At 40.5% G+C, this 25,470-nt stretch carries 21 protein-coding genes; 16 read left to right on the plus strand and 5 right to left on the minus strand.

The window, feature by feature from the left end; all coding sequences use genetic code 11:
* Positions 1-119 precede the first annotated feature (119 nt).
* Positions 120-1,730, plus strand: a complete 1,611-nt coding sequence (locus CJ305_RS07765) for a family 43 glycosylhydrolase (protein ID WP_099645694.1) — start codon at positions 120-122, stop codon at positions 1,728-1,730.
* Positions 1,731-1,756: 26 nt separating this feature from the next.
* Here CJ305_RS07765 and CJ305_RS07770 read toward each other — a convergent pair whose 3' ends face one another.
* On the minus strand, positions 1,757-2,461 hold the full coding sequence (locus tag CJ305_RS07770) for a hypothetical protein (RefSeq protein WP_143469357.1): 705 nt from the start codon (positions 2,459-2,461) through the stop codon (positions 1,757-1,759).
* 218 nt (positions 2,462-2,679) lie between these two features.
* Between CJ305_RS07770 and CJ305_RS07775 the strand changes: the two genes are divergently transcribed.
* Positions 2,680-3,132: a hypothetical protein gene (locus CJ305_RS07775; RefSeq protein WP_099645696.1), complete on the plus strand. Its 453-nt coding sequence runs from the start codon at positions 2,680-2,682 to the stop codon at positions 3,130-3,132.
* A 610-nt stretch (positions 3,133-3,742) separates the two neighbouring features.
* Complete coding sequence (locus tag CJ305_RS07780; RefSeq protein WP_099645697.1) at positions 3,743-5,077, plus strand: Gfo/Idh/MocA family protein; 1,335 nt, start codon at positions 3,743-3,745, stop codon at positions 5,075-5,077.
* A gap of 30 nt (positions 5,078-5,107) precedes the next feature.
* Here CJ305_RS07780 and CJ305_RS07785 read toward each other — a convergent pair whose 3' ends face one another.
* A complete protein-coding gene (locus CJ305_RS07785) occupies positions 5,108-5,995 on the minus strand; it encodes an SMP-30/gluconolactonase/LRE family protein (protein ID WP_099645698.1) in 888 nt (295 codons plus the stop codon).
* A 582-nt stretch (positions 5,996-6,577) separates the two neighbouring features.
* Here CJ305_RS07785 and bla point away from each other — a divergent pair.
* The 10 genes from bla (at position 6,578) to CJ305_RS07835 (ending at position 17,122) form a co-directional block, all read left to right on the plus strand.
* Positions 6,578-7,327, plus strand: coding sequence for a subclass B1 metallo-beta-lactamase (bla, locus tag CJ305_RS07790; protein ID WP_099645699.1), 750 nt, complete (start codon positions 6,578-6,580; stop codon positions 7,325-7,327).
* Between the two features lie 164 nt (positions 7,328-7,491).
* Positions 7,492-8,985 carry a TlpA family protein disulfide reductase gene (locus tag CJ305_RS07795; protein WP_143469358.1) on the plus strand — a complete coding sequence of 498 codons (1,494 nt, stop codon included), beginning with the start codon at positions 7,492-7,494 and terminating at the stop codon, positions 8,983-8,985.
* Between the two features lie 725 nt (positions 8,986-9,710).
* Positions 9,711-10,295, plus strand: a complete 585-nt coding sequence (locus CJ305_RS07800) for a hypothetical protein (protein ID WP_099645701.1) — start codon at positions 9,711-9,713, stop codon at positions 10,293-10,295.
* 365 nt (positions 10,296-10,660) lie between these two features.
* Positions 10,661-11,941 (plus strand): rhomboid family intramembrane serine protease, encoded by a 1,281-nt coding sequence (locus tag CJ305_RS07805; RefSeq protein WP_143469359.1) that lies wholly within the window; start codon positions 10,661-10,663, stop codon positions 11,939-11,941.
* 181 nt (positions 11,942-12,122) lie between these two features.
* Positions 12,123-13,181, plus strand: a complete 1,059-nt coding sequence (locus CJ305_RS07810; RefSeq protein WP_099645703.1) for a nucleotidyltransferase family protein — start codon at positions 12,123-12,125, stop codon at positions 13,179-13,181.
* Positions 13,178-14,107: an STING domain-containing protein gene (locus CJ305_RS07815; RefSeq protein WP_099645704.1), complete on the plus strand. Its 930-nt coding sequence runs from the start codon at positions 13,178-13,180 to the stop codon at positions 14,105-14,107. Before CJ305_RS07810 ends, CJ305_RS07815 begins: the two co-directional genes overlap by 4 nt.
* A 158-nt stretch (positions 14,108-14,265) precedes the next feature.
* The gene (locus tag CJ305_RS07820; protein WP_099645705.1) at positions 14,266-15,309 is read left to right on the plus strand and encodes a hypothetical protein; all 1,044 of its coding nucleotides are present in this window, start codon (positions 14,266-14,268) and stop codon (positions 15,307-15,309) included.
* An 11-nt stretch (positions 15,310-15,320) separates the two neighbouring features.
* A complete protein-coding gene (locus CJ305_RS07825) occupies positions 15,321-15,746 on the plus strand; it encodes a TIR domain-containing protein (protein ID WP_223248829.1) in 426 nt (141 codons plus the stop codon).
* 17 nt (positions 15,747-15,763) lie between these two features.
* Positions 15,764-16,135: a TIR domain-containing protein gene (locus tag CJ305_RS07830; RefSeq protein WP_099645706.1), complete on the plus strand. Its 372-nt coding sequence runs from the start codon at positions 15,764-15,766 to the stop codon at positions 16,133-16,135.
* Positions 16,136-16,147: 12 nt separating this feature from the next.
* Entirely contained in the window at positions 16,148-17,122 is a 975-nt protein-coding gene (locus tag CJ305_RS07835) for a caspase family protein (RefSeq protein ID WP_099645707.1), read from the plus strand.
* Between the two features lie 255 nt (positions 17,123-17,377).
* On the opposite strand, the gene msrA is transcribed toward CJ305_RS07835, so the two are convergent.
* From msrA to CJ305_RS07855, 3 genes are all read right to left on the minus strand, one after another.
* Positions 17,378-18,082 (minus strand): peptide-methionine (S)-S-oxide reductase MsrA, encoded by a 705-nt coding sequence (gene msrA, locus CJ305_RS07840; protein ID WP_099645900.1) that lies wholly within the window; start codon positions 18,080-18,082, stop codon positions 17,378-17,380.
* A 1,049-nt stretch (positions 18,083-19,131) separates the two neighbouring features.
* Entirely contained in the window at positions 19,132-19,752 is a 621-nt protein-coding gene (locus CJ305_RS07850) for a TlpA family protein disulfide reductase (protein WP_099645709.1), read from the minus strand.
* A gap of 6 nt (positions 19,753-19,758) precedes the next feature.
* Positions 19,759-20,526: a DUF6503 family protein gene (locus CJ305_RS07855; protein WP_099645710.1), complete on the minus strand. Its 768-nt coding sequence runs from the start codon at positions 20,524-20,526 to the stop codon at positions 19,759-19,761.
* 1,681 nt (positions 20,527-22,207) lie between these two features.
* On the opposite strand from CJ305_RS07855, the gene CJ305_RS07860 reads away from it, so the two are divergent.
* The 3 genes from CJ305_RS07860 (at position 22,208) to CJ305_RS07870 (ending at position 25,453) form a co-directional block, all read left to right on the plus strand.
* Positions 22,208-22,492 (plus strand): hypothetical protein, encoded by a 285-nt coding sequence (locus CJ305_RS07860; RefSeq protein ID WP_099645711.1) that lies wholly within the window; start codon positions 22,208-22,210, stop codon positions 22,490-22,492.
* Between the two features lie 95 nt (positions 22,493-22,587).
* Positions 22,588-23,952 (plus strand): oxygen-independent coproporphyrinogen III oxidase, encoded by a 1,365-nt coding sequence (hemN, locus tag CJ305_RS07865; protein ID WP_394340047.1) that lies wholly within the window; start codon positions 22,588-22,590, stop codon positions 23,950-23,952.
* A 922-nt stretch (positions 23,953-24,874) separates the two neighbouring features.
* Positions 24,875-25,453, plus strand: coding sequence for a hypothetical protein (locus CJ305_RS07870; protein ID WP_099645713.1), 579 nt, complete (start codon positions 24,875-24,877; stop codon positions 25,451-25,453).
* Positions 25,454-25,470 lie beyond the last annotated feature (17 nt).

The raw sequence follows: 25,470 nt of genomic DNA on the forward strand, positions 1-25,470 counted from the left end.
AAGTACATCTTTTCGGTTTTACCAATCACTAATCGGTCATTCCCTTTGCACGCAAACAGGATGGGACAGGATAAGCTTTACGCATGCAGGCCGTAAATTGAATTTTTATATCCTCAACTATGCTTAAACTTTATTGCTTTCGTTTAGAAAAAGTAATCTTTTTTATAGGTCTTTTTCAGTTTAGCTCAAGCTATGCCCAAAACCAAACCATTACCAACGACAGCTTTTGGGAGACCGTTGAGGGCCAACCCATCTATTCTCAGGGCGGGGGGATTTTTCAGTTTAGAGATTCGCAAAGCGGAAGTCCAAAGTATTACTGGTATGGGGTGCACTATGCCGAAGCCGAAACCTATAGGGATGATCCTTCGGTTACTTTGGAACGCAACCATTTTAAGGGCGTCACCTGTTATACCTCTACCGATCTGGTAAACTGGACCTTCGAAAAACAAGTACTTACCCCGGAAGCGGTAAACTATGATAGCAATCCGACCTGGCTGGGACGTATGGGGGTTGCATATGTAGCCGAAATTGATCAATATGCCTTGTTTATTCAACACGGGAAAAACGTGATGATCGCCCTGGCCGATTCACCCTTAGGCGATTTCAAAGTCCACCGCCATATCGATATGACCGGCCGCATAGGCACTCCCAATACCGGGGATCAAACCGTTTTCACCGATCCTAATACCGGCAAATCTTACCTGGTGTACTCGTACGGGCAGGGGCGCAACAAGATTTATGTTTCAGAAATTGGCGTACGCGACGGTAAAGTTGATTTGCTCGATCTTACCGAAATCTTTAGAGGCGCCAGTCGCGAGGGCAATTGTATGTTTAAATACAAGGATAAGTATTATATGGCGGCGTCTAATATCTACGGTTGGGACGGCTCTTTGGCCTATTATCTGGTTGCCGACGACATTCGCGGACCTTATAAACCCACCAATGAAATGCTGATTATGCCCGGCAGCGAGCAGGATTATGCCCACGTCTCGCAGACCGGATTTTTTTATACCCTAAAAGGAAGTAAAGAAGAAACCGTTTTGTTTTGCGGAGACCGCTGGGCCGAGTTTGCCGGAAACGGGTTAGGCTATAACCAGTGGGTGCCGCTGTCTTTTAAAGAGGATGTTCCGCACTTCAATTCGCTGCACGCCTGGAATCTCGACGCTGTAACCGGAAACTGGACCGTCGCCAAAACCAACAATTACGTTAAAAACGGCAGTTTTGAAGCCGACCGCCGCCACATTCCCAGTAACAACAAACCGGTGCAGGAACAGCTTTTGGGCTGGCATACCGAAATTATTAAAGGCAACAAAATCGCCACCAATGACCCATCTTCGCCGGTTTTGAATTACTTCAACACCCGCGAAGATCGTAAACAGGTTGTAGGCGAAAAGAGCCTGAATATAAGCGACTCGGTGCCTTTTGAACGTAGAATTACTCAGGAAATAAGTTCCACAGAATTTGTGGACTTACCTGACGGGAATTATACACTTTCCTTAAAAATCAAAAACAATTCCCGATTTGAACAGCTAAAGCTTTACGCCAGTAGCGGGGGTCAAACTTTTGAAATCCATTTAGATGACGAACACCCGGAATGGATTCCCGTGACTTTAGAATCGGTAAACGTGCGGGATGGAAAAGTCACAGTGGGGATTTACGCTAAAGGCCAGAACGGTACCAGTGCACAGATTGATGATGTAAGATTGGAGATGGGAGCGATTAGACGTTAGATGTAAGATTTTAGACTAAAGAGTTTTTAATAAGCAAACTCCAAAACAATAATCTTCCGTATTACTTCATCTTCAAGATCAGCTCCTCTGGTGACAAATGCTCCGGCCATATATGGATGTAAGAAACCTGATGAAAGCTTAACCTCATAGAATTTCGTAAGAAAAGGGCTGAAATGATTAATAGCTTCTAATGCCTGCATGTAGCTACCCACGGTATTAAATTCTGGCTGTTTTAGTGCCGCGGCTATGATAGAATCGTATTTAGCTTCGTTAATAAGCTCGATATTTCCACCTCGTGAATACGTATATTCATAAGAGCCATCAGCCAGCTTATACTTATATCTTGCTTTGATATACGGAAAATCACTCCTAAGAATGCTGATCGAATCAGATTCGATTCTATCATAAGAACTATTTGGTAAAATCCATACCGAGTCTGGGTATTTATAGACTTTATAACGCAGGGTACTTGTTGCGAAACGTTTTCGAGCTTCTTTTGAAATACCAAAAGCAAATTGGTTTTCATTCCGTACATCCATCAAGAACTGGCGATAGGCGTCTGTAGTTTGAAGATCGGGATAATTCTTCTTGAGAAAATTATTTTCAAAGTCGGCAACTAGCGTATCCAGAGTTTTTGCCGGCTCAGTCCCCAAAACCCTATCAAATAAAGCCTCCTGAGCTGAACAGGTAAAGCTAAGGAATGCAACGAGTAATACTTTTATGACGTTCACGTTAAGAAACTTAGATGAGATTCTTTTAAAATTACGGCATTCCGAAATAAAAGAACAGATCTGTTCTTTTATTTCAGATGCTAAAGTTTCTCCGTAGAGTAAATGTTTTTTATCAAATGGGTATAAATACAAGTAATTCTAAAGGCAAAATTAAATCCCATAAAACCCATCCCAATTGTCCTAATAAACTAGTTTCGTAGAACTCAAAATACCAACTTATGAAACCTTACCTGATTTTGCTTGCGGTTCTGATACTTTCCTGTAAACCTTCCACCGAAAAAAATACTGTGGCAGAAGAACCTCAAACCACAGAACCTGATACGCTAAGCAGTCAAAACGAACCCGTTTTTGAAACCCGGGAAGACGCAACTTTGGCGCAATTGCAGGGAGTCTGGGTGAGTACAGAAGATTCCAAATCGTACTTAAAAGTGACCGATGAGCAGCTGCTTGTGGGATATGAAGGTATGGAAGACACATCAGATACCTATACCTTGCGCATTGCAGACCAGTTGCCCGATGGACAGCCGTCAAATCCCGACACCCAATATCTGATTTTGACTCAGGAAGGTGATACGATGAATTATGCGATTGATGAGCTTACCGAAGATTCCTTAACACTCCTGTATTTACCGCGGGGTAATTTTTTGAGTTATACCAAAACGAAGAATTAAATAGCTTTTAGAGATTGCTCGTAATCAGCCACAATCGGTATTCTAATGTCAGGTCGAGCGTGTCACACTGAGCTTGTCGAAGTGCAGTCGAGACCTCATACTAAGCATATCAGGTTTAATACTTCTATAAATGAACACACACAGACTTGGTTTTTGTATTGATTGTATATTAACCCTGTTCTAAGTAAAAATCCATTTAAATAATAGTTTTGTTCATTTTCTTTGCTTGTCCAAAGAAAACGAACCAAAAGAAAGGACACTTTTTCTTAGGCATTTTTGCCTTATCAGGCAAAACCGCAAGCAGCCCCCTAAATTTTCTCCAAGGCTTCGAAAATTTTTAACGGGTACTTCTTGCTATGCTGAAGAAAAAGAGGGCTAAAGAATAAAACCCCTCCTTAATTCAAATTTAATGGATAACATAGTATTTACAGATGCCAATCCTTCCGAGATAACATGTTTTGGATTCTATTGTATGTGTATATGTTAAATGCTTCCTTATCGAGTTCCAAAACATGGGTCTTTAGAAGAATCAAGAGTCAAAACCCATTTCCAAAGAAATCGATATAGTAAAATTGACTATATTGTAAAGGTTAATTTTAAATCTTTACCTATGAGCAATCTTCCCAGACGCAAATTTTTACGGCAAACCACTTTGGCTACCGCAGGCTTAAGCCTTTCGGGGTCGTTATTGGCAAATCCGGTTTCTATTTTTGGAGCCAATGACCGTATGAACTTTGCGGTAATAGGCTGTAACGGGATGGGATGGTCTAATATGCGGGCGCATTTAAAACTGCCTAATGTGACCTGCGTCGCTTTGGCCGACGTAGATCAGCGGGTGCTCGACCGCCGCAGTGCTGAGGTACAGGAACTTACCGGCAAAGCCCCAAAAGTCTATACCGATTACCGCAAGATGCTGGAAAACAAGGACATCGATGCCGTCATCATTGGCACGCCAGACCATTGGCACTGCCTCAATATGGTTGATGCGCTTCAGGCGGGTAAGCACGTGTATGTAGAGAAACCTTTGGCCAACAGTATTGAAGAATGTAACGTCATGCTCAAAGCCGCCAACGCGTCAGACAAGCTGGTGCAGGTGGGGCAGTGGCAACGCAGCGGGCAGCAATATGATGAGGCGATTAAATACGTACAATCGGGTGAACTGGGACAGATCCGACTTGTAAAATGCTGGGCGTATCAGGGCTGGATGAATCCCGTACCCGAAAAACCCAATACGACTCCGCCTCCCGGAGTAGATTATGTGATGTGGCTGGGTCCTGCGCCGGAGCGTCCGTTTAATGAAAACCGCTTTCACTTCAATTTCCGCTGGTTTTGGGATTATGCAGGCGGTCTGATGACCGACTGGGGTGTGCACGAACTCGACATAGCTCTTTTTGCGATGGGTGCCAAAGCACCAAAATCAATTCTAGCCTCCGGCGGAAAGCTGGCCTACCCTGATGATGCTTCCGAAACTCCCGATACGCTTCAGACGGTGTATGAGTTTGATAATTATAACCTGTTATGGGAACACGCTACCGGTATTGACGGCGGGCCTTACGGGCGTACCGAAGGGATCGCGTTTATAGGCAATAACGGTACGCTGGTGGTAAACCGCGGCGGCTGGGAAGTCATCCCGGAAGGTCAGCGTGTAGACGGGGAGTGGAAAACCAAAATTGACCGCATAGACCTTATCAGACCTGAAGGCAATGCGCTGGATAAGCATGCTAAAAACTTCGTCGACGCCATACGCAACAACGATAAAAGCGCGCTGGCCTGCGGAGTTGAGACCGGCAGCGTTGCAGCCATCACCGCGCATATGGGCAATATCGCCTATAAAACCGGTAAAAAGATCTATTGGGATGCCGCGAGCGGCTCGTTTAACGACGCCGAGGCAGACGCCCTTGTGGGTGCCCGTTACAACAACGGCTGGGAACTGCCTAAGGTGTAATTCCTCCGGAAGGTTTCCGGTTTCCTGAAATTAGCGCTTTGCTCCTTGTACATTCATCTCCAGCAGGTAAACCGCCTGCTGGGCGGTGATAAAAAGAGTTTTGCGGTCTGTTCCGCCAAAGGTGACGTTGGCCGTCCAATCTTTAGGAATGGGAATGTGTTCCACCTGAGTTCCTTTAGGATCATAAATGGTCACGCCCTTGCCTGTGAGGTACACATTGCCCGCGCTATCAAGCGTCATACCGTCTGAACCCTGTTCTGTAAACAGCCTTTTGTTAGTAAGGTCGCCATTTTCGGCAATGGTAAACACATAGGTTTTGTTTGCGCCAATATCAGCGATGTAAAGGGTTTTTCCATTCGGGGTGCCAATGATTCCGTTGGGTTTTACAAAATCGGTCGCGGCGATACGCAGGTCACCTGCCGGGGTTAAAAGGTACACCTGTTCGGCTTCGATTTCCTTTTCGCTATGCTCCCAATACGGCCTTTTGTAAAACGGATCGGTAAAATAGAGGTTGCCGTTTGGGGCAATCCAGATATCGTTAGGTCCGTTAAGGCGTTTGTTTTCAAAGTTTTCGACCAAAACCTTCACTTCTTTTTGGGGCGAAATGCTCCAGAGTTCAGACTTGTTATCGGCAGCAGCCAACAGATTCCCGGAAGCATCAAAATAGAGTCCGTTAGCCCGGCCCGCACCTTCCATAAATACCGAAAGACTATCGGTTGCTGCATCCCATTTGTAAATACGGTCGTTAGGCTGATCGGTAAAATATACGTTGCCGGAAGCATCTGCCGCTGGGCCTTCGGTAAAGCTGAATTGGTCTGAGAGCAGTCGTGGAGTGCTTCCGCTTTTAATCAACTGTTTTTGACCGGCACAGGCGGAAAGCAGGATGGCGATGGTTAATGCAAGAATGGATTTAAGCATACTGGGTTGTTTTTTGAATTCTAAAGATAGGGAAATGCGGGGGAGTGAGAGGTGAGTGGGTGAAAGGTAAGAGGTAAATGGTGGAAAGTGCGAAATACGAAATACGAAATACGAAATACGAAAGACGAAAGACGAAAGACGAAAGACATTTGGTTTTAGGTAACCGATACTTTTTAGTGCTCTTTTATGGCCTCTTCTCGATTTTTTAAGACAGTGAATGAGGGATTGAGGATTGGAAATGAAGAATACCTCAAAGCACCATCAAAAATTTTTACTAATTTCAAAATCACAAATCATCAGGTTTTAGATAAAACCTTTTTTAACGACCGGTAGTACCGGTCGTTTGTTTTGAGACCAGTCTGCTTCGGTTTTAAATGTTAATAAAATGTGAAATTTTGAGTTTTGAACTCTCATTTTCATACTCTCTGATGCTCTATCCTAGGCTTTGAGTAGCCTTTGCCTGGGGGATGCTATACTTTTGGCTCGAAACTGATGGTTTTCGGAGCTGATAAAAAGATATCTTTGCCCCGCTATCTTCGGGTAGCAGTCACTCAAGTTTTACGCTAATTCCCTGCTTTTTCTATGCCTGCCGCTTTTAAATTTGGTTTGTTGTTGTGTTTTGTGTCGCTGTTTGGTTTTCAAAGGGCCTATGCCTCAGATCCCGAAATCATCTATCAATCTGAGCGGCTTGTCATCACCCGTCTTTCCGAAAACGCGTTTTTGCATACCTCCTTTTTACAAACCCGGGATTTTGGCTATGTGGCCTGTAATGGTCTTATAGTTCGTGATGGAAACGAGACCATTGTCTACGACACGCCTACTGATGATGCGGGTTCGTACGAACTCATCACCTGGATTGAAGACAGCTTACAGGCTAAAGTGAAGGCGGTGATCCCCACGCATTTTCACGCCGATTGCCTGGGTGGATTGCAGGCTTTTCACGAGCAAATGATTCCGTCTTATGCGCACAGCAAAACCATTGCTCTGGCTCAGGAAAAGGATTACGCCGTGCCGCAACATGCTTTTGAAGATCTGCTGGTTCTGGTAGTTGGAGATCAAAAAGCCACCGCTCGTTTTTTTGGGGAAGGGCATACCACTGATGATGTGGTGGGCTATTTTGCCCGTGAAAACATTCTCTTTGGTGGTTGCCTTATTAAAGCTTTAGATGCCTCAAAAGGCAATCTGGAAGATGCCAATCAGGACAGCTGGTCAGATACGGTACGCAAGGTAAAAGCCGCCTATCCCGATGTGCAAATCGTGGTACCCGGTCACGGTGATCCCGGTGATAGCGGGTTACTTGATTATACGATAGCGCTTTTTGAAAAGAACTAAAACAGATTTACGTAAAACCATAACATTCTTATGGCATTTTTCAGATTATGTCTCTATATTTAAAATTCTAATAAACTTGTAAGAAGTTAATTCTGAATTAAAAGCATTCCCTACTGTTTTTTGCTGCAAGTTTTGAAACTAGTAATTAAGCAAAAAATCAAATTATGAGAATGTTTGTCTGGATTGCAGTAATCCTTCCTTTTTTAGCCCAGGCTCAAACCAATACACAAATAGCACTGAATATTGAGAATGCTACCGTCGATCAGGTTTATTTCGCTAACTCAGATTATACCAAAGCCGCTGTACTGTTTGGAGAACGGGTTAAAGAAGTTGCACTAGCAGAGGGGAAAGCCACCTGGCAGGATCAGATTTCAAGGCCTCTTTTTATCAATGCCGGGTATCATAACAGTGACACTAAAGAATTTTTCACCTACGCATTTTATGTTTCCCCAGGAGATAGCCTGGAGGTTTCGTTTGATGCAAAAAATCCGGATTCTACGCTAGTGGTTCAGGGCAAAGGCTATCGCAATAATCAGCCCTTGCTTCAAAAAGTCTTGAGTGACCGGGAATCGTATGAAGCCTATCAAAAGGATTCTTTGCCCTATAATGTGCTTGAAGCAATTACCTTAAAGAATGCAGAGCATAAACAAATCTTAAAGGATTATAACGAAAAGTACAGTCCTGATCAATCCCTTGTTGAAGTTACAGATTTATATGCTGAGTATTTTCCGTTATGGACGTATCTGACATTTAGCGGAGCACAAAAATTCTATGCAGGAGAAGCTTTTAAAAGAAATGAAAGCAAGTGGCAGGCGGTTGCAGACTCCCTTACGCTTAAATTACCTATGAACAATACCGCGCTTTTTGACATCCCCGATTATGTCTATTTTCTTCCTTTACATTTAATACGTCTTAAAGAATATGTGTGGAGTCATGATGACCTGCTTCCCTATTACTACGATACAGCTACTCAGGAGGAAGCTCTTGAATTATATAATAATGACCGGGAGAACGTATTGAGGGAGAAGATTATCAATAAACATTTTGAAGGAAAGACCGCTGAATTTCTATATGCCACGCTATTTAAAAGCGCTATTGATGATAAGGAAGACAGCCTGCCCGAGATTTATTCAAGGTTTGTAAAAAAATATCCCAACAGCGCATATATTCCATATCTAGAGCCTGCAATAAAAGAGATCGAAGCAAAAAGGGAGCGTAAACTTACCGATAAGATGCAGATTATCGAAAATGCAGATACCTATACAACTTTTGATGAGGTATTGGAGTTGGTAAAAGGTAAAACCGTACTGCTTGATATGTGGGGAACATGGTGCGGGCCGTGCCCTAAGGAGTTTTCATTAAATTCGGAAGCGATTAAGAAACACTTTGAAGACCGGGATTTAGAGTATCTGTATATCGCTAATTTCGATCTTGAAAATAAAGAGAAATGGAAAGAACTGATAGCCTATTACAAACTTGAAGGAACGCACATTTTGGCTTCAGATGAACTCACCAAAAACATAATGGGAACCCTTGACAGCACCAGCTATCCTACCTACGCCATTCTTAAAAAAGACGGAACTTTCGAATTGTCTAAAGCAGGTTATCCTATGGACAGGGAAGTTCTTTTTGATCAGATTGAAAATGCTTTAAAATAGCAGTCTTAAGATCATATTTTCTAATACTTTTTTTGGGGTTTGAGATTTAATAACTTAAAACAAAGCCAGGACTTCAATTAATGTTTCTGTTCTTTTGTCTTGATACAAAAGAACCAAAAGATCAAGGCTTACAGAAGGTTCTCTAAATTTTTTGTTCACTGCGCTGCATGCGCTTAACTCGGCCGCTGGCCTCAAACAGAACCGCCTGCCACGCTACGTTCACCGCAAATTTAATGAGACCCTTCTGATAGGCCCGTCCTGACGTATTAATTGGCTTTTTCACTGAAAACCTGAATGCTTCTCTTTGTTGCTATGCTTAAACTTGTATTTCTTCAAGACTATAAATAGCCTTCTTTTTCTTCAGTATAGCACTAAAAAGCAAGCTGTTTTAAAAATTGAGACTGAGAATGCACTTAATTTTTAACCCAAAACATCACTTTATTTAAAAAAAGCTAAAGAAAAGTAACAAATTTTCATTTCGCTTACTTTTTGTAAGGAATTCCTCAAAATCAAACGATTAAAATAAACTAACTTTAAAACGTGCCGGTTAGACCCAACAGAAATAAGTTCCCTCACCCAACTTGATTTCTCCTTTCTGTTTCGCATTTATACGACCGGGTCTGACTGCCCTTATCTTGCTTTTGCAAGGGCACAAAAAAGCAGAAGTCCGTTAGTTTACGGACTTCTTTGTTTTTTAAGTCAATGCCTTAAATTTGGGCAAACCAATGAAAAGAACACCAAAGAAAAATTACCTAAAAGGCAAAACCGTATTTGTAGTTTCGATACTGGTAATTCTGGCTACGTTTCTGACAGTCTGGTTAACCGGAATCAATTATAATCGCGCAATTACCGCAAATCTTTATCTTTCACTTTCCATAATTGGCTTAATTCTGTTTCTATTTATGGCGTATGGCCTGTATAAAGGCGTGGGTCTTCAGGATGATTTTCCCAAATACAAGAGCTATAAAGCGGGTGATCTTTTTGCTCACGATATCAATGGAACTTTTAAAACTCCGGACGCTGATGTAGGAGCGGGTATAGGTGGACTCCTGCTTTCCATTGTTTTATGGATTGTCATGACCCTGGCTTTAATTGTATTGATGCTGCTCTTAGAAGCCTTGTTTTGGTTTTCGTTGTTTATCATTATCCTGATGCTGTACTGGGTATTCTTTAGAGCCTTAAAACTGGTATTTACCAAATCGAATAAAACCCAGGGAAATCTGCTCCTGTCAATTTCGTATTCACTTACGTATACCGTACTTTATTTAGGTTGGATTTTTGGAATCGTATTCCTGAGCACGGTGGTGTGAAAAACAGATTATTATTTAAGGATATCAGAAGCTGAATAAAACGAATTCTAAACGGTACAACACTTTAAGCAAACCCTTATTTTGCAGAACCAATAACCTAAGTGACATTGAAAGACTTCAGAATTAAATTAAAGGAGATCTACCTGCCCTTTGTATTAGTATCCATCTGTACTATATTTTTTTATAATCTCTTCAGATGGGTTTTTGATATCAGGCTTGGCATACTTCCATTAAAGGAAGACCTGCTTGATATCTGGATCCCTTTTATAATTCCGGTGTTGCCCGTATCGATTTGGCTTAGACGCCCAATCAGAATTTTAAAACTTAAAGATCCAGACAGGGGGCGTACAGCTATTCAGGCTCTAATGATTTTTGCTATAGTTGCTCCTATAGTTATAAGCCAGCAGTATATAAAAAAAGCTGCATTTGATCTGGTCACCCTAGAAAATGCAAGCGAGATTAAAAGTCTTGGGGCTGAAAAGTATTTTAAAATCAACAATTTTCGGGTAAATAAAGATGCGCGTGTAGCGTATGCCACTGCACGAACATCGGGAAAGGGAAATGACCGTCTCAATTTCTTTTTGTATTTGGCCTGCCCTTTTGAAAATGCCGAAAATGCCTGGTATGGCGTTGAATACAACGAGAGTACCGGCAATACGGGCACAACTACGCAGCAGAATGCCTGGTTCAGCAATTTTCTGAAGTATTCGGAAAGGGATTTTGCCAATTATCCTTTTCAGGATGTATCCTACTTTGAAAAAGTGGCATATTCTGATCATTGGGATGGCTATATGCAAGCGATTAAAAATGAAAGTCCCAGTGCAGTTGAAAACCAACAAATAATTCTGATTCCTAAAGCGGATGAATTTGAAGAACGATTAGGTGACACTTTACCCTGGGTGTTCGGATCGTTTGGTATTGGTTGTATGGTAATCCTGTTATCTCTTCTTTATCAAAAAATCGACGAATCTACTTTGAGTAACTTCAAAAAGAATAAACCCCTGGAAGATGACGATCTTAGAGCTATTTTGAGATTTTTAAACCCGTTAGGATCCAAAGGAGGAACAGCTATTTTAATCTTTGTAAACATTGGAGTTTTTGTAGGGATGATTTTTTCTGGTATAAGTTTCGTCTCGCCTACAGGAACCGAACTTTTAGAACTTGGAGGGCTTAGAAAAACGGAAGTAGTACAGGGAGAATACTGGAGGCTTTTTACATCTATTTTTATTCACTCCGGTTTTATTCATCTCGTTATGAATATGGTGGGACTGGTATTTGGCGCTATCTTACTTGAAGATGTTTTGGGAAAAGTCAGGTTCATTCTAAGTTTTATAGCTTGTGGTGTGCTCGCCAGCTTTGCGAGTATTTACTGGCATGAGAATATAGTAAGTGTAGGCGCTTCAGGTGCCATTTTTGGTCTTTACGGGTTAATTTTAGCTTTTACGGTATTCAGGATTTATTCAACAGGAACACGGACATTAACCTGGGGCCTACTGGTTCTTTATGCGGGAGTAAGTTTGATCTTTGGGTTCTTTTCGACAGGTGTTGATAACGCAGCACATGTAGGCGGACTCCTTAGCGGCTTTATTCTGGGAGTTCTACTGATCGCTTTTGATAAAGAAAACCTTATAAAAACGGCAGGTTAGTATGTGCTATGCTTTAAAGCCTGACTTGCAGATTGAACATAACGAGGTCTGAATGCGGGTGTTTTTCCCCTAAATCACATTTAAAACCAGCAAATTGAGGATTTCCTTACTTTTTAATTAGGGGGATTTGGTAGATTTATAATATTAATATAAATGGCTGAGTAACTATAATTGAAATTTAATGCAACAAGACTACCAACAATTAATATCAAGTGTAAGAGGCAGAATTAATCCCGAAAATTTTGCCTTAAAAAAGTCGTTTTCTGATGAATTAGCAACAATTTCATATAGTAAGGTCTTAATTTATGTTAGGCTTGCAATGAAAAGTGTTGAACCGGAATATACTCAAAAAAGTAAAAATGCAGGAGAACGGGTTAAAGAGCACCTTAATAGAGAATTAGAAAATGTTTCCTTTAGATATCAAGGTTCCGTTATGACCAACACACACATAAGGGGATACAGTGACATAGACCTATTGACAATTTCAGACAAATTTTATTCATACGATGCAAGTAGAATTAAAGAACTTTTAGCTAGCTCTGAACGACGAGCAAAATATTATAATTCTTCAATTGAGAAATTAGAAAGAGAAGTAAATACATCACCATATTTAGGTAACTCAATACAAGATTTAAGAGACTTAAGAAATAATAGCGAGAATATTTTAAGGGGGATCTATAGCGTCTGTGATACTTCGAAGCCAAAGGCAATTAAGATTAAGAATTTAAGTTTAAACAGAGAAGTTGATATAGTTATTGCAAATTGGTATGATGATATTTCTTCAATAATAAACAATAAAGGAGATTATAGAGGTATTCAAATTTATAACAAGGCTTCAAATTCAAAAGAAAATCCTGATTATCCATTTTTAAGCATAAAGAGAATAAACGAGAGAAGTTCAGAAACAAATGGAAGATTAAAGAAAATGATTAGATTTCTTAAAAATAGTAAAGCAAATTCTAATCAAGACATCTCGTTAACAAGTTTTGATATCAATGCTATATGTTATGATATTAGCCCTAATATTTATAAAAGTCTCACATTCTATGAATTAGTGCCGATCATTTATAATCAAATGAAGGATATTGTTACAAATGATGATAAAGCTAACAATTTAGTCTCTGTTGACGGAAGAGATTATATCTTCAGATATCACCAAACAAAAAGAGATGACTTAAGTAAATTGCTCTCAGAAATTGAGGCAATATTTATTGATTTAAAGAAAAGTATAAATGTATGATTAGACCAAAAATATTTATCGGTTCTTCAAAGGCTGGATTAGAAGTTGCAATAAAAGTTAAAGTTCATTTATCAGAGATAGCTGATTGCTTTATTTGGTCTGAACCTGATATTTGGGAACCAAACCGAAGTACATTTGATAACCTTATCCGAATGTCAAATTATTTCGATTTTGGAGTTTTCGTTGGGACCGCTGATGATTTGACAGAAACTAATGAAAAATTAGTTATAGAAGCAAGAGACAACGTCATTCTGGAAATGGCGTTATTTTTAGGAGCAATGGGCCATAATAAGTCTTTTTTATTAGTCGAAAGCGGTATAAAACTTCCATCTGACTTCAACGGAATTTATATGCCTCGTTTTGAAAAAAATGATGAAGCTTCAATAAAATCTGCTTGTGAATCTTATATGTTGAAGATAGGAGAGCATTACAAATTAGGTCATTTAAGCCTCTATCCTACCACTGCATTAGCAATTGGGTACTATAAAAATTTTATTGCAGATTTAGTAGAAAGTGTTCACACCGCGGAAACTATGAAGATTGATGGTGTTGAATACACAGAGTTTAAGCTCAAGGTTGTCATTCCAAATGATTTGAAAGGTTTAATAAGGGAAAAAGCCCACATTTTTTATAAACGTAATGGCTTTTCAGCTAACGCGATGAAAGCAAAATTCAGAAAACATCATTTGTGGTTTCAATTAGACCCTAAAAATGCACCAACAGCAATTATGTATGATATGCCGAGTACGCTAACTGGGATTGATGATGCTATCGAATTAATACTACAAAAAAACTTTACAGGTAGAACTAGAATACAAGAGTTAATTGAGCAGAGAGAATTGAATAATTTCAGGAGAGTTTTACAAATGCAAATAGATAATAGTCCTTTCGCTCAACAGACTGTTGAAATAATAGACGAATTCTAAAATTAGTCTGAGCATAGTAGTAAAAAAGGTATATAGAAATAGCGTATTAATCAATTAATTAACAGAAAATAAATAATTTAAGATCGGTTGTAAGCTTAGAATTTTGTGCTTGGAACCGCTTCCTTTCATATACAAGACAGTTATAGCGCATTTGATAAATGATAATTGAGAACAAGAAAATATGGCAACAAGCTTGCGGAGATACAGACAGAAATTATTCAAGAATCTGTCTGAAATGGGACGTCATTCTTAATGGACCCGGTTATGCAGGAAAATATCCTGAGTGCAATGAAATCTTAAAAAACCACGGTTGGAAATCTAAAAAAAGAACTGACTTATGGCGTTTTGCCGAACAAATGGAAAATGGAGATTTAGTTGTTCTTCGATTAGGAACAAATACTGTCCTTGGAGTTGGTCAAATAATTGGAGACTATGAATGGCTCGAATGTTTTGGAGATGTTGATGGTTGGGATTTACAACACGTCAGACGTGTGAATTGGCTATGGAATGGAATTAACACTCCAAAGTACTTTAACACTTACGCTCTGAAACAAGGAGACACAACTCAAGAAATGACTTCTGATGTTGTCAAAGATTGGTTAAGAGAACTCAATATTCCTGAAGAACAGTATGACAAGCAGCTAACAGAACTACCTAAAGAAGGACGCTCAATAGACCAAAATGAAATCGCTGAATATCTTTTTGAGCAAGGAACCTCAAGCAATTCAATTGAAAACTTAACCAAGGAGTTTGACGAACTCAGGAGAATTGCAAAATGGTATGTGGGAAAAGCAACTCCTTCTGAGTTCGAAACTGTTTCTTATTTGGTTGTTCCAATTTTAAGAGCGTTAGGGTGGACACCACAAAAAATGGCAATTGAATGGCATAAAGTAGATTTAGCTCTTTTTGACCAGCTTCCAAGAAAGGATGATAATCTATCTGTAGTAGTTGAAGCTAAGAAAAAAGGTAATTCTTGTTTATCTGCAAAAAGTCAGGCACAAGGTTATGCACAAGGAAAAGAAAACTGCAAAAGACTTATTGTAACTGACGGATTGAGATATGGAACGTATATCAAGTCAGAAAATGAATATAAACTCAAAGCATACTTCAATCTGACCGATTTACGAGAGAGCTATCCAATTTATGACTGTTTGGGAATTAAGGAGGCATTAAGAATTATGACACCTGAATGGAGACAATAAAAAATTAACGATTGGGAATATTTGATTGGATATTTGGAGAAGAACCTCAAAGGTCAAGGCGAATCTTTATAAGTTTCGCTATTGAAGACTCTATATATAGAGATTACTTGATAAGTCAGGTTAAGAACAAAAAATCTCCTTTTGAATTTATGGACATGTCAGCTAAAAAACCTTGGAGACAATCTGAGTGGAAAAAGAAATGTCGCACAAAAATTAAAAGAAGTGACGGAGTTATTGTTCTCTTGAGTAAAAATACTTGGCATGCAGGAGGGGCGAGATGGGAAATTAAATGTGCAAGGGAAGAGAAAAAACCAATAATTGGAATGCACATTAGAAAGAATGACAAAGGGGCAATACCTCCAGAATTAAAAGGTAGAAGAGTTGTGCTTTGGTCATGGACTAATTTGGAGAAATTCGTAAGTAGTATAAAAATCTAAACATTAAAATATCAGTTATGACTAATAAAAAAGTACTTTTTATTGCTTTTGCAATTGAAGACGAAAGACAAAGAGATTTTTTAAAAGGTCAATCTCTATCACCTAGAGCTCCTTATGAATTTGTCGATATGTCTGTAAAACAACCCTATGATTCTGAATGGAAAGAAAGAGTTCGTACCCGCATTCGAAGATCAGATGGTGTAATTATTTTGGTGAGTGAGAATTCATTGAATTCTAGCGGTCAAAAATGGGAAATTCAATGTGCCAAGGAAGAGAAAAAGAGAGTTTTGGGAATTTGGGCATACAGATATGATCGGACAAATATAGTTGGAGTAAATACTAAAGTATGGTCTGATAAGAATATTTCAGATTTCATAGATAGCCTATAAAGACTAAGTATTATGAAAATAGCATTGATTGTAGGAATAGATTATTATCAGCATGGTTCTGAGTTACATGGCTGTGTAAACGATGCTTATAATGTGAAATCCGTATTAGAAAGGAATAGTGGCGGAGATGTGAATTTCGATTGTAAATTGATAACAGCTTCAAGCTATAGCGATTCAATCTCAAGAGCAAGTTTAAAGGATGATATAGAACAACTTTTTACTACTGATTCTGAAATTGCATTATTCTATTTTGCAGGTCATGGCCACATTGAATCAACAGGTGGCTATTTATTAGCTTCCGACTCCAGTCGGGGAGATGAAGGTGTATCACTTGCTGAGATTTTAATTTTAGCAAACAAATCACCTGCGATAAATAAAGTGATTATTTTGGATAGCTGTCACTCGGGTATTGCCGGTTCTTCTCCAAGTGGTGACCAGTTAGCCAATCTATCTGAAGGACTTACAGTTTTAACCGCCTCTACCAAAGACCAATATGCAACAGAAGCAAATGGTAGCGGAGTATTTACAACTTTACTTGTTGACGCCTTAAATGGAAGTGCGGCAAACTTGACGGGAGATATTACTCCAGGAAGTATATACGCTCATATTGATCAATCCTTAGGTGCTTGGGAACAGAGACCAGTATTTAAGACTAATGTAAAAAAGTTCGTTTCACTTCGAAAAGTTGCACCTTCTATTCCTATTGAAGATTTAAGACGAATTGCTGAATTATTCCCGAAAGCAGGATTTGAATTCTCATTAGACCCAACATTCGAACCTGAAATAAAAGGTCGTGATGACGAAATGCCTGATCCAATTCCAGAGAACACAAGATTATTTTCGCTTTTGCAAAAATTCAATCGTTTAAACCTTGTTACTCCTATTGATGCTCCTCATATGTGGCACGCTGCAATGGAATCAAAGTCCTGTAAGCTAACAGTCTTAGGGGAACATTACAGAAAGCTTGTTGAAAAAGGAAGAATCTAAAAAGAAAAATGCACTACAGCAGCACATATAGCTTAAATCGGGTAAACGGATGCTAGGCAATATTTCGCTTCGTAGCCAATTTTGGTTTCGGAGCGCAGGGCCCGAAAGTGATTCGAAATCGACACAAGCCATATGCAAACCGTTGAACTAAGCACTCCCATTTAACCATTAACAATTAATTCTCAAACCCCTATTCATCACATAAAAAAGCCCTTTCCAAACAGAAAGGGCTTTGTGTTTTTTACAAACTATACCTTAGTGGCTGTTGGCTTTTAAAAGTTCAGGAAACTTCGCTTTAAAGCGGTTTAAACGGGGTATCGATACGTTTTGAATATAGGGATTATCGGGGTGCTGTACCTCGTAGTTTTGGTGGTAGGCTTCCGCTTCCCAAAACACATCAAAAGGTTTAACCTCTGCGGCTACCGGCTCGCCCAGTTTTTCGGCCAACGCGGCTTTCTTTTGATCTATAATTTCCTTTTCGGCTTCATTCTGGTAAAAAATAATCGAGCGGTATTGCGAACCGCGATCGGGTCCCTGCCCGTTTACCTGCGTAGGATCTTGCGAACCAAAATACACATCTACCAGCTGGCTAAAACTCACTTTTGCGGGATCGTAAATCACCTTAACCGCTTCGGCGTGACCGGTGCGGCCGGTGTTGCTTTCTTCATAGGTAGGGTTTTTGGTATGGCCGCCGGCATATCCGGAAACGGCTTCACGTACGCCTTCCACGCTTTCGTAGATGGCTTCCACACACCAAAAACAGCCGCTGGCAAAGTATGCCGTGGCTTCTTCCTGAGTGGGCTCGTAAGTAAGGCTGTCTGCCTGTACAGCCTCAGGTGCCTGAGCTTCAAGCTGGGCTTTATCTTTTGCAGTACCGGGTTTATTGGCACACCCGTTAAACAGGAGGCTCAGGGCCAATGTTCCGGCAATTAAAGCTGCTATGATGATTCTATTTTTCATAAAAATCGGGGCTTGGTAATCCATTTTGTAATGCACGTCTTTCGTTATACAAAGTTCGATTACTGGGACGCAAAATTAAGACCAAACTTTCATAAGATGCTGCTAAAATTCAGGCTATTTTCCCAAAAGTTTCACAGCGGCAAACCCCTCCGTTTGTGCGCGATTGTATCGCGTTCCTTGTGGTTTTAATTTCCCATAGATATTTATAGTTTGAAGTATTTTCTTTTCTTTTTTAGCTCGTGTCATTTGTATTATACGGGAACTCGTGAACCTCGTGCCTCGGTTTGCATCGCCCAAAAAAGAAACTGACTTTAGGAGGCTCATCACCTTCGAATCACGATCAATCAAAACTTTAATAATATCGGTTACGAATAAGCTTTCCTTTCTTTTGCCTTGATGCAAAAGAAACAACCCGTCTAGTCAGCCGGGCAAGAAGATCAAGGCTGAGAAAGGTTTATCTAAATTTATCGTTCTCCTCATCCCCTAGCCCTTCTCCCGCCGGAGAAGGGAGCCTAATCCTAACTGTTTGAGAGATTTCATATCTAAATTATTTCAACTCGCGGGATGAAATGACTTAGAGTTTTCCAATAACTGGCAAATAATCTAATGTTTTAGAGTTATTCTTCTTTAGACCTCTTTTTCTTTTGTTTCTTTTCTTTGGACAGGCAAAGAAAAGAAAGGAATATTCTTGAGATGTTGAAAATTCGCAAATCGGCGTTAGGAGATTTACAAGATCCCTTACCAATTGTGGACACTGATCTAAAAAGAATACTATTATTTCAATGAGTATTCTTGTCCCTTTTTTCCATCGATGAAAAAAGGAACCAACCCCGAAGCTTCGGGGCTAGGCTTATTTTTACATCCTTGAAAACTACGCAAACCCCTTATCGTGCGGATGGCAAACCGCTGCGCTAAGCCATCCTCTACTGCCCATCGCTGCGGTGTTTGCTTGTTTTACTACAAATGTAAAAAGTAGGCCGTTTTAAAAATTGGAACTAGAAATAGTATTCTTTAGTCCTCTCTTTTCTGTATCGTAAGAATATCAAGGCTTATTTCAAGCTTTCTAAATACGTTCTAAAATCAGCGGTATCGTAATTAGCAATACCCATATGGCTCAGGGCGAGGCGGCCCCGGGCATCAATCACGATGGTAGTGGGCAGGCTGCCGGTGTTGTACATCGCGGGCAAATCATACGCCACGCGGTAAATGGGGAAGTCGTAGCCTTTTTTGGCTTTAAAGGCTTTGGCCTTTTCAAAATCGGTATCAAACGAAACCAGTACAAAGTTGACGCTGTCTTTTTTATCGGCGTAAAGCTCTGCGATTCCGGGCATTTCGGCAATGCAGGGCGGGCACCAGGTCGCCCAGAAGTTGATAAAATAAGGCTGCTGCGGCATAGCCTTGAGATTAATGAGTTCGCCCGCTTCATTAAAAAACTGCACATCCAGATCAGCCATGTCGCCGGGAACCACTTTGGGCGTATTGGTGCCTTTGACCACGGTTTTGTTGGTGTTGTCGGGCACTTCGTTTAGGCTGGGATTAAAGATGCCGGTCATCAGCAGGCCGCGTTGTACGGTAGCGGTGATGGGGGTGAGCATACCGCTGAAATACAGCACCAGAATAGCGGCGATTATCAACAGGTATTTAAGGCTCTTCTTTTGGTGTGCTTTCATAGCAAATTAGTTTTCCGGTTGCACTATGGATTTTTGGTAAAACGCGTCAGGTTTTGAAGCGGTATTCAGGCTAACGTTTTCAAAATTCACCGTTCTCCGCGGATTCATAGGCTTTCCGTTTTCACTGGTGTACCAGGTGATGCTGCGCGGCAATATGACTTCGCCCACCCTTTGCCAGTCGTTGTAGGCAATATAGGTTATTTGGTCGCCTTTTTCTTCGGCACCAAAGGTAGCGGTATAGCCCAGCCAGCGCATTTGGTAGGTTTTGGTGTCGTAATATAGGTAATACTCGTCGTTTGCAGAAACCCCGGTCTGCGGCTCAAAACTGATTTGGAGTCCGGCATAAGTGGTGTCGTTTACCACAAGGGCTTCGGTTTCCTCATAGATAATTCCGGGATCGGCGAGTACAAAAGGCATCGCGTAGAAATAGAACATCAGGTTGTGGTAAAATTCCGGATTGCCTGTATAGCTGTTTGCGGGATCGTGCAGCCACACGCTGTTCCCGTCAAAACCCAAAGAAACGCTGTCGCGGTCTACGCGGTCTTTCCGCGAATGCAAATCAATCGTATGTATCTCTGAAACCGGCTCCCCGGGAATCGTAAACTCAAGGGTTTTATACGTATCCCAAGTGTCGAGTCCGCCGTGGGCGTTGAGGATGTTTTGAAGGTTTTGGGGAACCTTTGCTTCGGTCTGAGCTTGTACAGGTTCTTCTGTTTTGGTAGTGGGTTTACAGGCAGCAAAAGCGAGCAAAAGCAGGAATGTATATTTCATCATAGGTTGGTGTCGTTATGGGGTTAATAGTCTGCTTTTTTGAAGATGCATTACAGGATTTGTGTTTTGTGTTTGTTGAATGAAGATTGTGTCAAAACACTTGTAACATCCATCTAAATCTCCCTTCAAAGGGAGACTTTTATGCTCCTTCCCTTTGAAGGGAAGGCCGGGATGGGATGTACGACAGGTTTGATTTCTTTATTATTTAGGGTAAAACAACTTTACAATTTAATTAATAATCGACAACGAGCTAATGCAACGTTGAGATCTGCGAAGACCTTAAATGAAACTATTACTTCAATGAGTATTTCTGTCCCTTTTTTCCATAGATGAAAAAAGGAACCGACCCCGAAGCTTCGGGGCTAGGCTGACAAAGCTTTATCTAAATTTATCATTCGCTCGCTAAATTTTAGAAACTCGCTTGATTACCTCTCTAAAAATCAAAATACGTTTAGCTCAAACAGTCTAAAATTTTTAACGCTCCCTCATTTCAAATTTCACGATAAACCTTTGTAGGCCGATGCTGACGTCTTAATTGGCTTATGAGATTTATATTTAACCTGTTTAAAAAGTTATGAGGTATTCAAATCCGAAGGATTAAATGACTTACAATTTTCCAATAACTTGTAAATAATCTAATGTTTTAGAGTTATTCTTCTTTAGCCTTCTTTTTCTTCAGTATAGCAATAAGTTCCCGTTAAAAATTTTCGAAGCCTTGGAGAAAATTTAGGGGACTTATTGCGGTTTTGCCTCTGAGGGCAAAAATACCTAAGAAATGTGCCTGAGAGTAATAACAATGTAAAACCCAAATTATCATAGGCACATTATATCTGGCCAAAACCAATAGGCGAGACAGATAAAAAAGGCTCCTTTCTTTTGGTTCGTTTTCTTTGGAGAAGCAAACCGAGGTGCGAGGTTCACGGGGTCCAAAACTAATTATGGGCACTGATCTAAAAAGAATACTAGTTTTTCATTTCGTTTTCCTGTCCCTTTTTTCCATCGATGAAAAAAGGAACCAACCCCGAAGCTTCGGGGCTAGGCTGACAAAGCTTTATCTAAATTTATCATTCGCTCGCTAAATTTTAGAAACTCGCTTCTACTTTTAAGTAATGCAGGGCCAACGCGGCAAGCTGGCTCATTCGCTAGAATAGTCCACAGGACTATTCTTTAACGCTCTGCCCTAAATTTCACGATAAACCTTTGTAGGCCGATGCTGACGTCTTAATTGGCTTATGAGATTAATATTTAATCTGTTTAAAAAGTTATGAGGTATTCAAATCCGAAGGGTTAAATGACTTACAATTTTCCAATAACTGGCAAATAATCTAATGTTTTAGAGTTATTCTTCTTTAGCCTTCTTTTTCTTCAGTATAGCAAAAAGTTCCCGTTAAAAATTTTCGAAGCCTTGGAGAAAATTTAGGGGGCTTATTGCGGTTTTGCCCCTAAGGGCAAAAATACCTAAGAAAAAGTGTCTTTTCTTTTGTTTCTTTTCTTTGGACAGGCAAAGAAAAGAAAGGAACAAACTATAGGAACTCTAAACTCACAAACCGACTTTAGGAGGTCTGCGAATACTTAGCAAAAAACGCTTTCAAAAAAAACCGTAACCTGACAAAAGTCATAAAATACCCTGCAGCTTCCCGGTACTTTTACCTTGTAATTTAATCACTATTTAAATTTTTCAGGTATGACCACTTTTTCAAAACTTCAGGACGATTTTACCCATAACATCATCGGCTATTCCGCTATCGGGATCATTTTAAGCACCTGTCTGGGTTCTGCCGCGGTGATGACCACCTTAATGCACGGGCACGATTTGGTACAGATGTTTTTTGTAATGCTCAGCGTGGTGGCTTGCAGTATGCATAACGCCTCTATCCTCACCGTACAAAAACCGGAACTCATTTTTAAACTTTTGGTTTTTAGTACCGTGTTGAATGTACTTATAATCATGGGCGGACTCCTTATCTAGTCGAAAGAAACCCTGCAGGAATTGACCTTTTTCAAGTCTAATCTTACTTCCGGAATCGCTGAGGGTTCCGGAAGTATTTACAGTTTTTAATTATGATTGATACGGCTTTGGTTACCAAATACAACGTCCCCGGCCCGCGCTATACCAGTTATCGCACGGTGCCCTATTGGGACCGGGAGCAATTCAGCCTGGCTTTGTGGAAAGAGACGCTGAAGCACAGTTTTAAAGCGAGTAACAGGACCGAAGGCATAAGTCTGTACATTCACCTGCCTTTTTGCGAGTCGATGTGCACCTTTTGCGGCTGTACCAAACGCATTACCAAAAATCACAGCGTAGAGACTCCGTATATCAACGCGCTGCTAAAAGAACTTGCCCTGTACCGGTCGTTTTTAGGGGAGCGACCGGTCATACAGCAGGTGCACTTAGGTGGGGGCACCCCCACCTTTTTTACCGAACACAACCTTAGATTGCTTATCGACGGGATTTTTAAGGTTGCAGACCGCGCGCCGGATTGTGAGATGAGCTTTGAGGGTCATCCCAACAATACCACGCTGGCACACCTCGAGACCCTGGCGGCCTTGGGTTTTAAACGCGTTTGCTATGGCGTGCAGGATTATAACGAGACCGTACAAAAGGCCATCAATCGCATTCAGCCGTTTGCGAATGTGGAGCAGGCAACCGCGCAGGCACGCCGGGCGGGCTATACTTCGGTGGGGCACGATATCATTTTTGGACTACCCTTTCAAACGCTTGATCACGTAAAGCATACCATAGAGAAGACCATTCAGTTGTTTCCAGACCGTATCGCTTTTTACAGCTATGCGCACGTACCCTGGATTAAAGGGAATGGCCAGCGGGGCTATGATGAGGCCAACCTGCCCACCCCCGAAGCTAAGCGGGAGCAGTACGAGACCGGCAAGCGCTTATTGCTGGAAGCCGGTTATGTGGAGATTGGGATGGATCATTTTGCCTTACCCACAGACGATTTGTATTTCGCCCAGTCAGAAGGGCGTCTGCACCGCAATTTTATGGGGTATAATGCTTCGAAAACTAAAGTGATGCTGGGGTTGGGCGTATCGGCCATCAGCGACAGCTGGTACAGTTTTGCCCAAAACGTCAAAGGTCTGAACGAATACTATCACCTGCTTGAAAACAATATATTGCCCGTTTACCGTGGGCATATTCTAACCGAAGAAGATCTGGTGATCCGTAAGCATATTCTCAACCTGATGTGTCGTTTTGAAACCCGCTGGGATGCACCCGAACTTTGTTTCGATGGTCTGGCCGAAACCCTCATTCGTCTTGGCGAACTCGAAGCAGACGGTCTGCTCGAATTTAGACTGAATGGCCTGCGCGTCACCGAAAAGGGAAAAGCCTTTGTACGCAACATCTGCCTGGCTTTTGACCTGCGCCTGCAACGCAACAAACCCGAAACCAAACTTTTTTCTATGACTGTTTAAGGGTCCCTAGACTCAATTTAGTTGGTAACCCGCCTGAATGCTGATTTTTCAGCTTTTTTGGCGGGTTTTTTCTTTCACTTCATGTTGCTAAATGATTTTTCATCTTATGAATCTCCTATCGTCGATTTGTATATTCGAGTTTGTTTAGAATGATCTGTTCATTTTCTTTGCTTCTCCAAAGAAAACGAACCAAAAGAAAAGAGTACTAAAGAATAAGATTTCTGGTCCTAAAAAAATATTCGTTTAAGGTTGTGCCAGAGAAAAGCTAATTAAAACACCAGGACCGGCCTACAAAGATTTAGCGTAAAATTTGAAAATAGGGAGCGTTAAAAATTTTAGACTGTTTGAGCTAAACGTATTTTGATTTTTAAGGAGAATAATCAAGCGAGTTTCTAAAATTTAGCGAGCGAATGATAAATTTAGATAAAGCTTTGTCAGTCTTGATCTTTTGGTTCTTTTGTATCAAGACAAAAGAACAGGAAGTCTAATTGAATTTACGATTCCAATTCATAGGAGTGCTCTGTTCATTTTCTTTAGCTCGCTATCGCTTATTGGTTTTGGGGCTCGAATTATTTTCATTAGTAAAATGTTACTTCGAGCGTGTCACACTGAGCGCAGTCGAAGTGCAGTCAAGAAAAGTAACATCGAGTGTTGGGAGAGGTCTAAGACTGAGAGCGGTATATTGAGAAGCCGCGGGGGTAAAGAAAATGAATAATAGATTCGCGCGATGCAATCGCGCGTGAACAATGTTGTATTTATCCCTATAACACATTTACTTTAGGTTATCAAAACCATTTCATGTCCACTAGTACTTATTAATTAAAGTTATTAAATGCATTCCCAAACCAATTGTATAAGTATTTTTACAAACTCCCTGCTGTATTAGGACTAGGGATTATTTGATTAGGAGATACCACAAAAAATGAAAAAAAGTTTCTTTTTATTTAGCTTCATTATATTCGGCTTTACAAGCCTTATCGCCCAGCAGGAGATAGGGTTTAAGGCGGGTTATACAAGATCTTCAGCCACAATCCCGAATGATAAATTTTATATCGGTGACTTAGGCGGAAGAGGGAACGATTGGTTTAAATGGAGTAGTGGTTTTCAAGCTGGAATATCTGCACATATGGATGTAGGGTCTGATTTTTTCAATATAGACCTTGCACCACAATATAGCATCTACGGTTTTGAAACTGAAGATTATAAAATTAGTTTGGATTATTTAGATCTTGATATTGGATTGTCAAATAGGATTAGTCGGAATTCTGGTGAAGTATTTGGTAGTTTCGGTTTCACGCCTTCTTTATTGATAGCCTCAAAAAATATTTCTGATGCTAATGATTTTGACTTAAAAGTTTTCTTGCTAATTGGTTATCGAATTAGTGAATCAATTAGCTTATATGCACAGGGTCGTTTTGGAATTATAGAGTTAATACCTGAATCGGAAATAAATAATGTTCAACTGAGTTTAAATCTTGAAGTTTCAATTTTTGAACTTTAAGAACATTTTATACTACT

Source organism: Leeuwenhoekiella nanhaiensis, assembly GCF_002744755.1.
GTDB lineage: Bacteria > Bacteroidota > Bacteroidia > Flavobacteriales > Flavobacteriaceae > Leeuwenhoekiella > Leeuwenhoekiella nanhaiensis.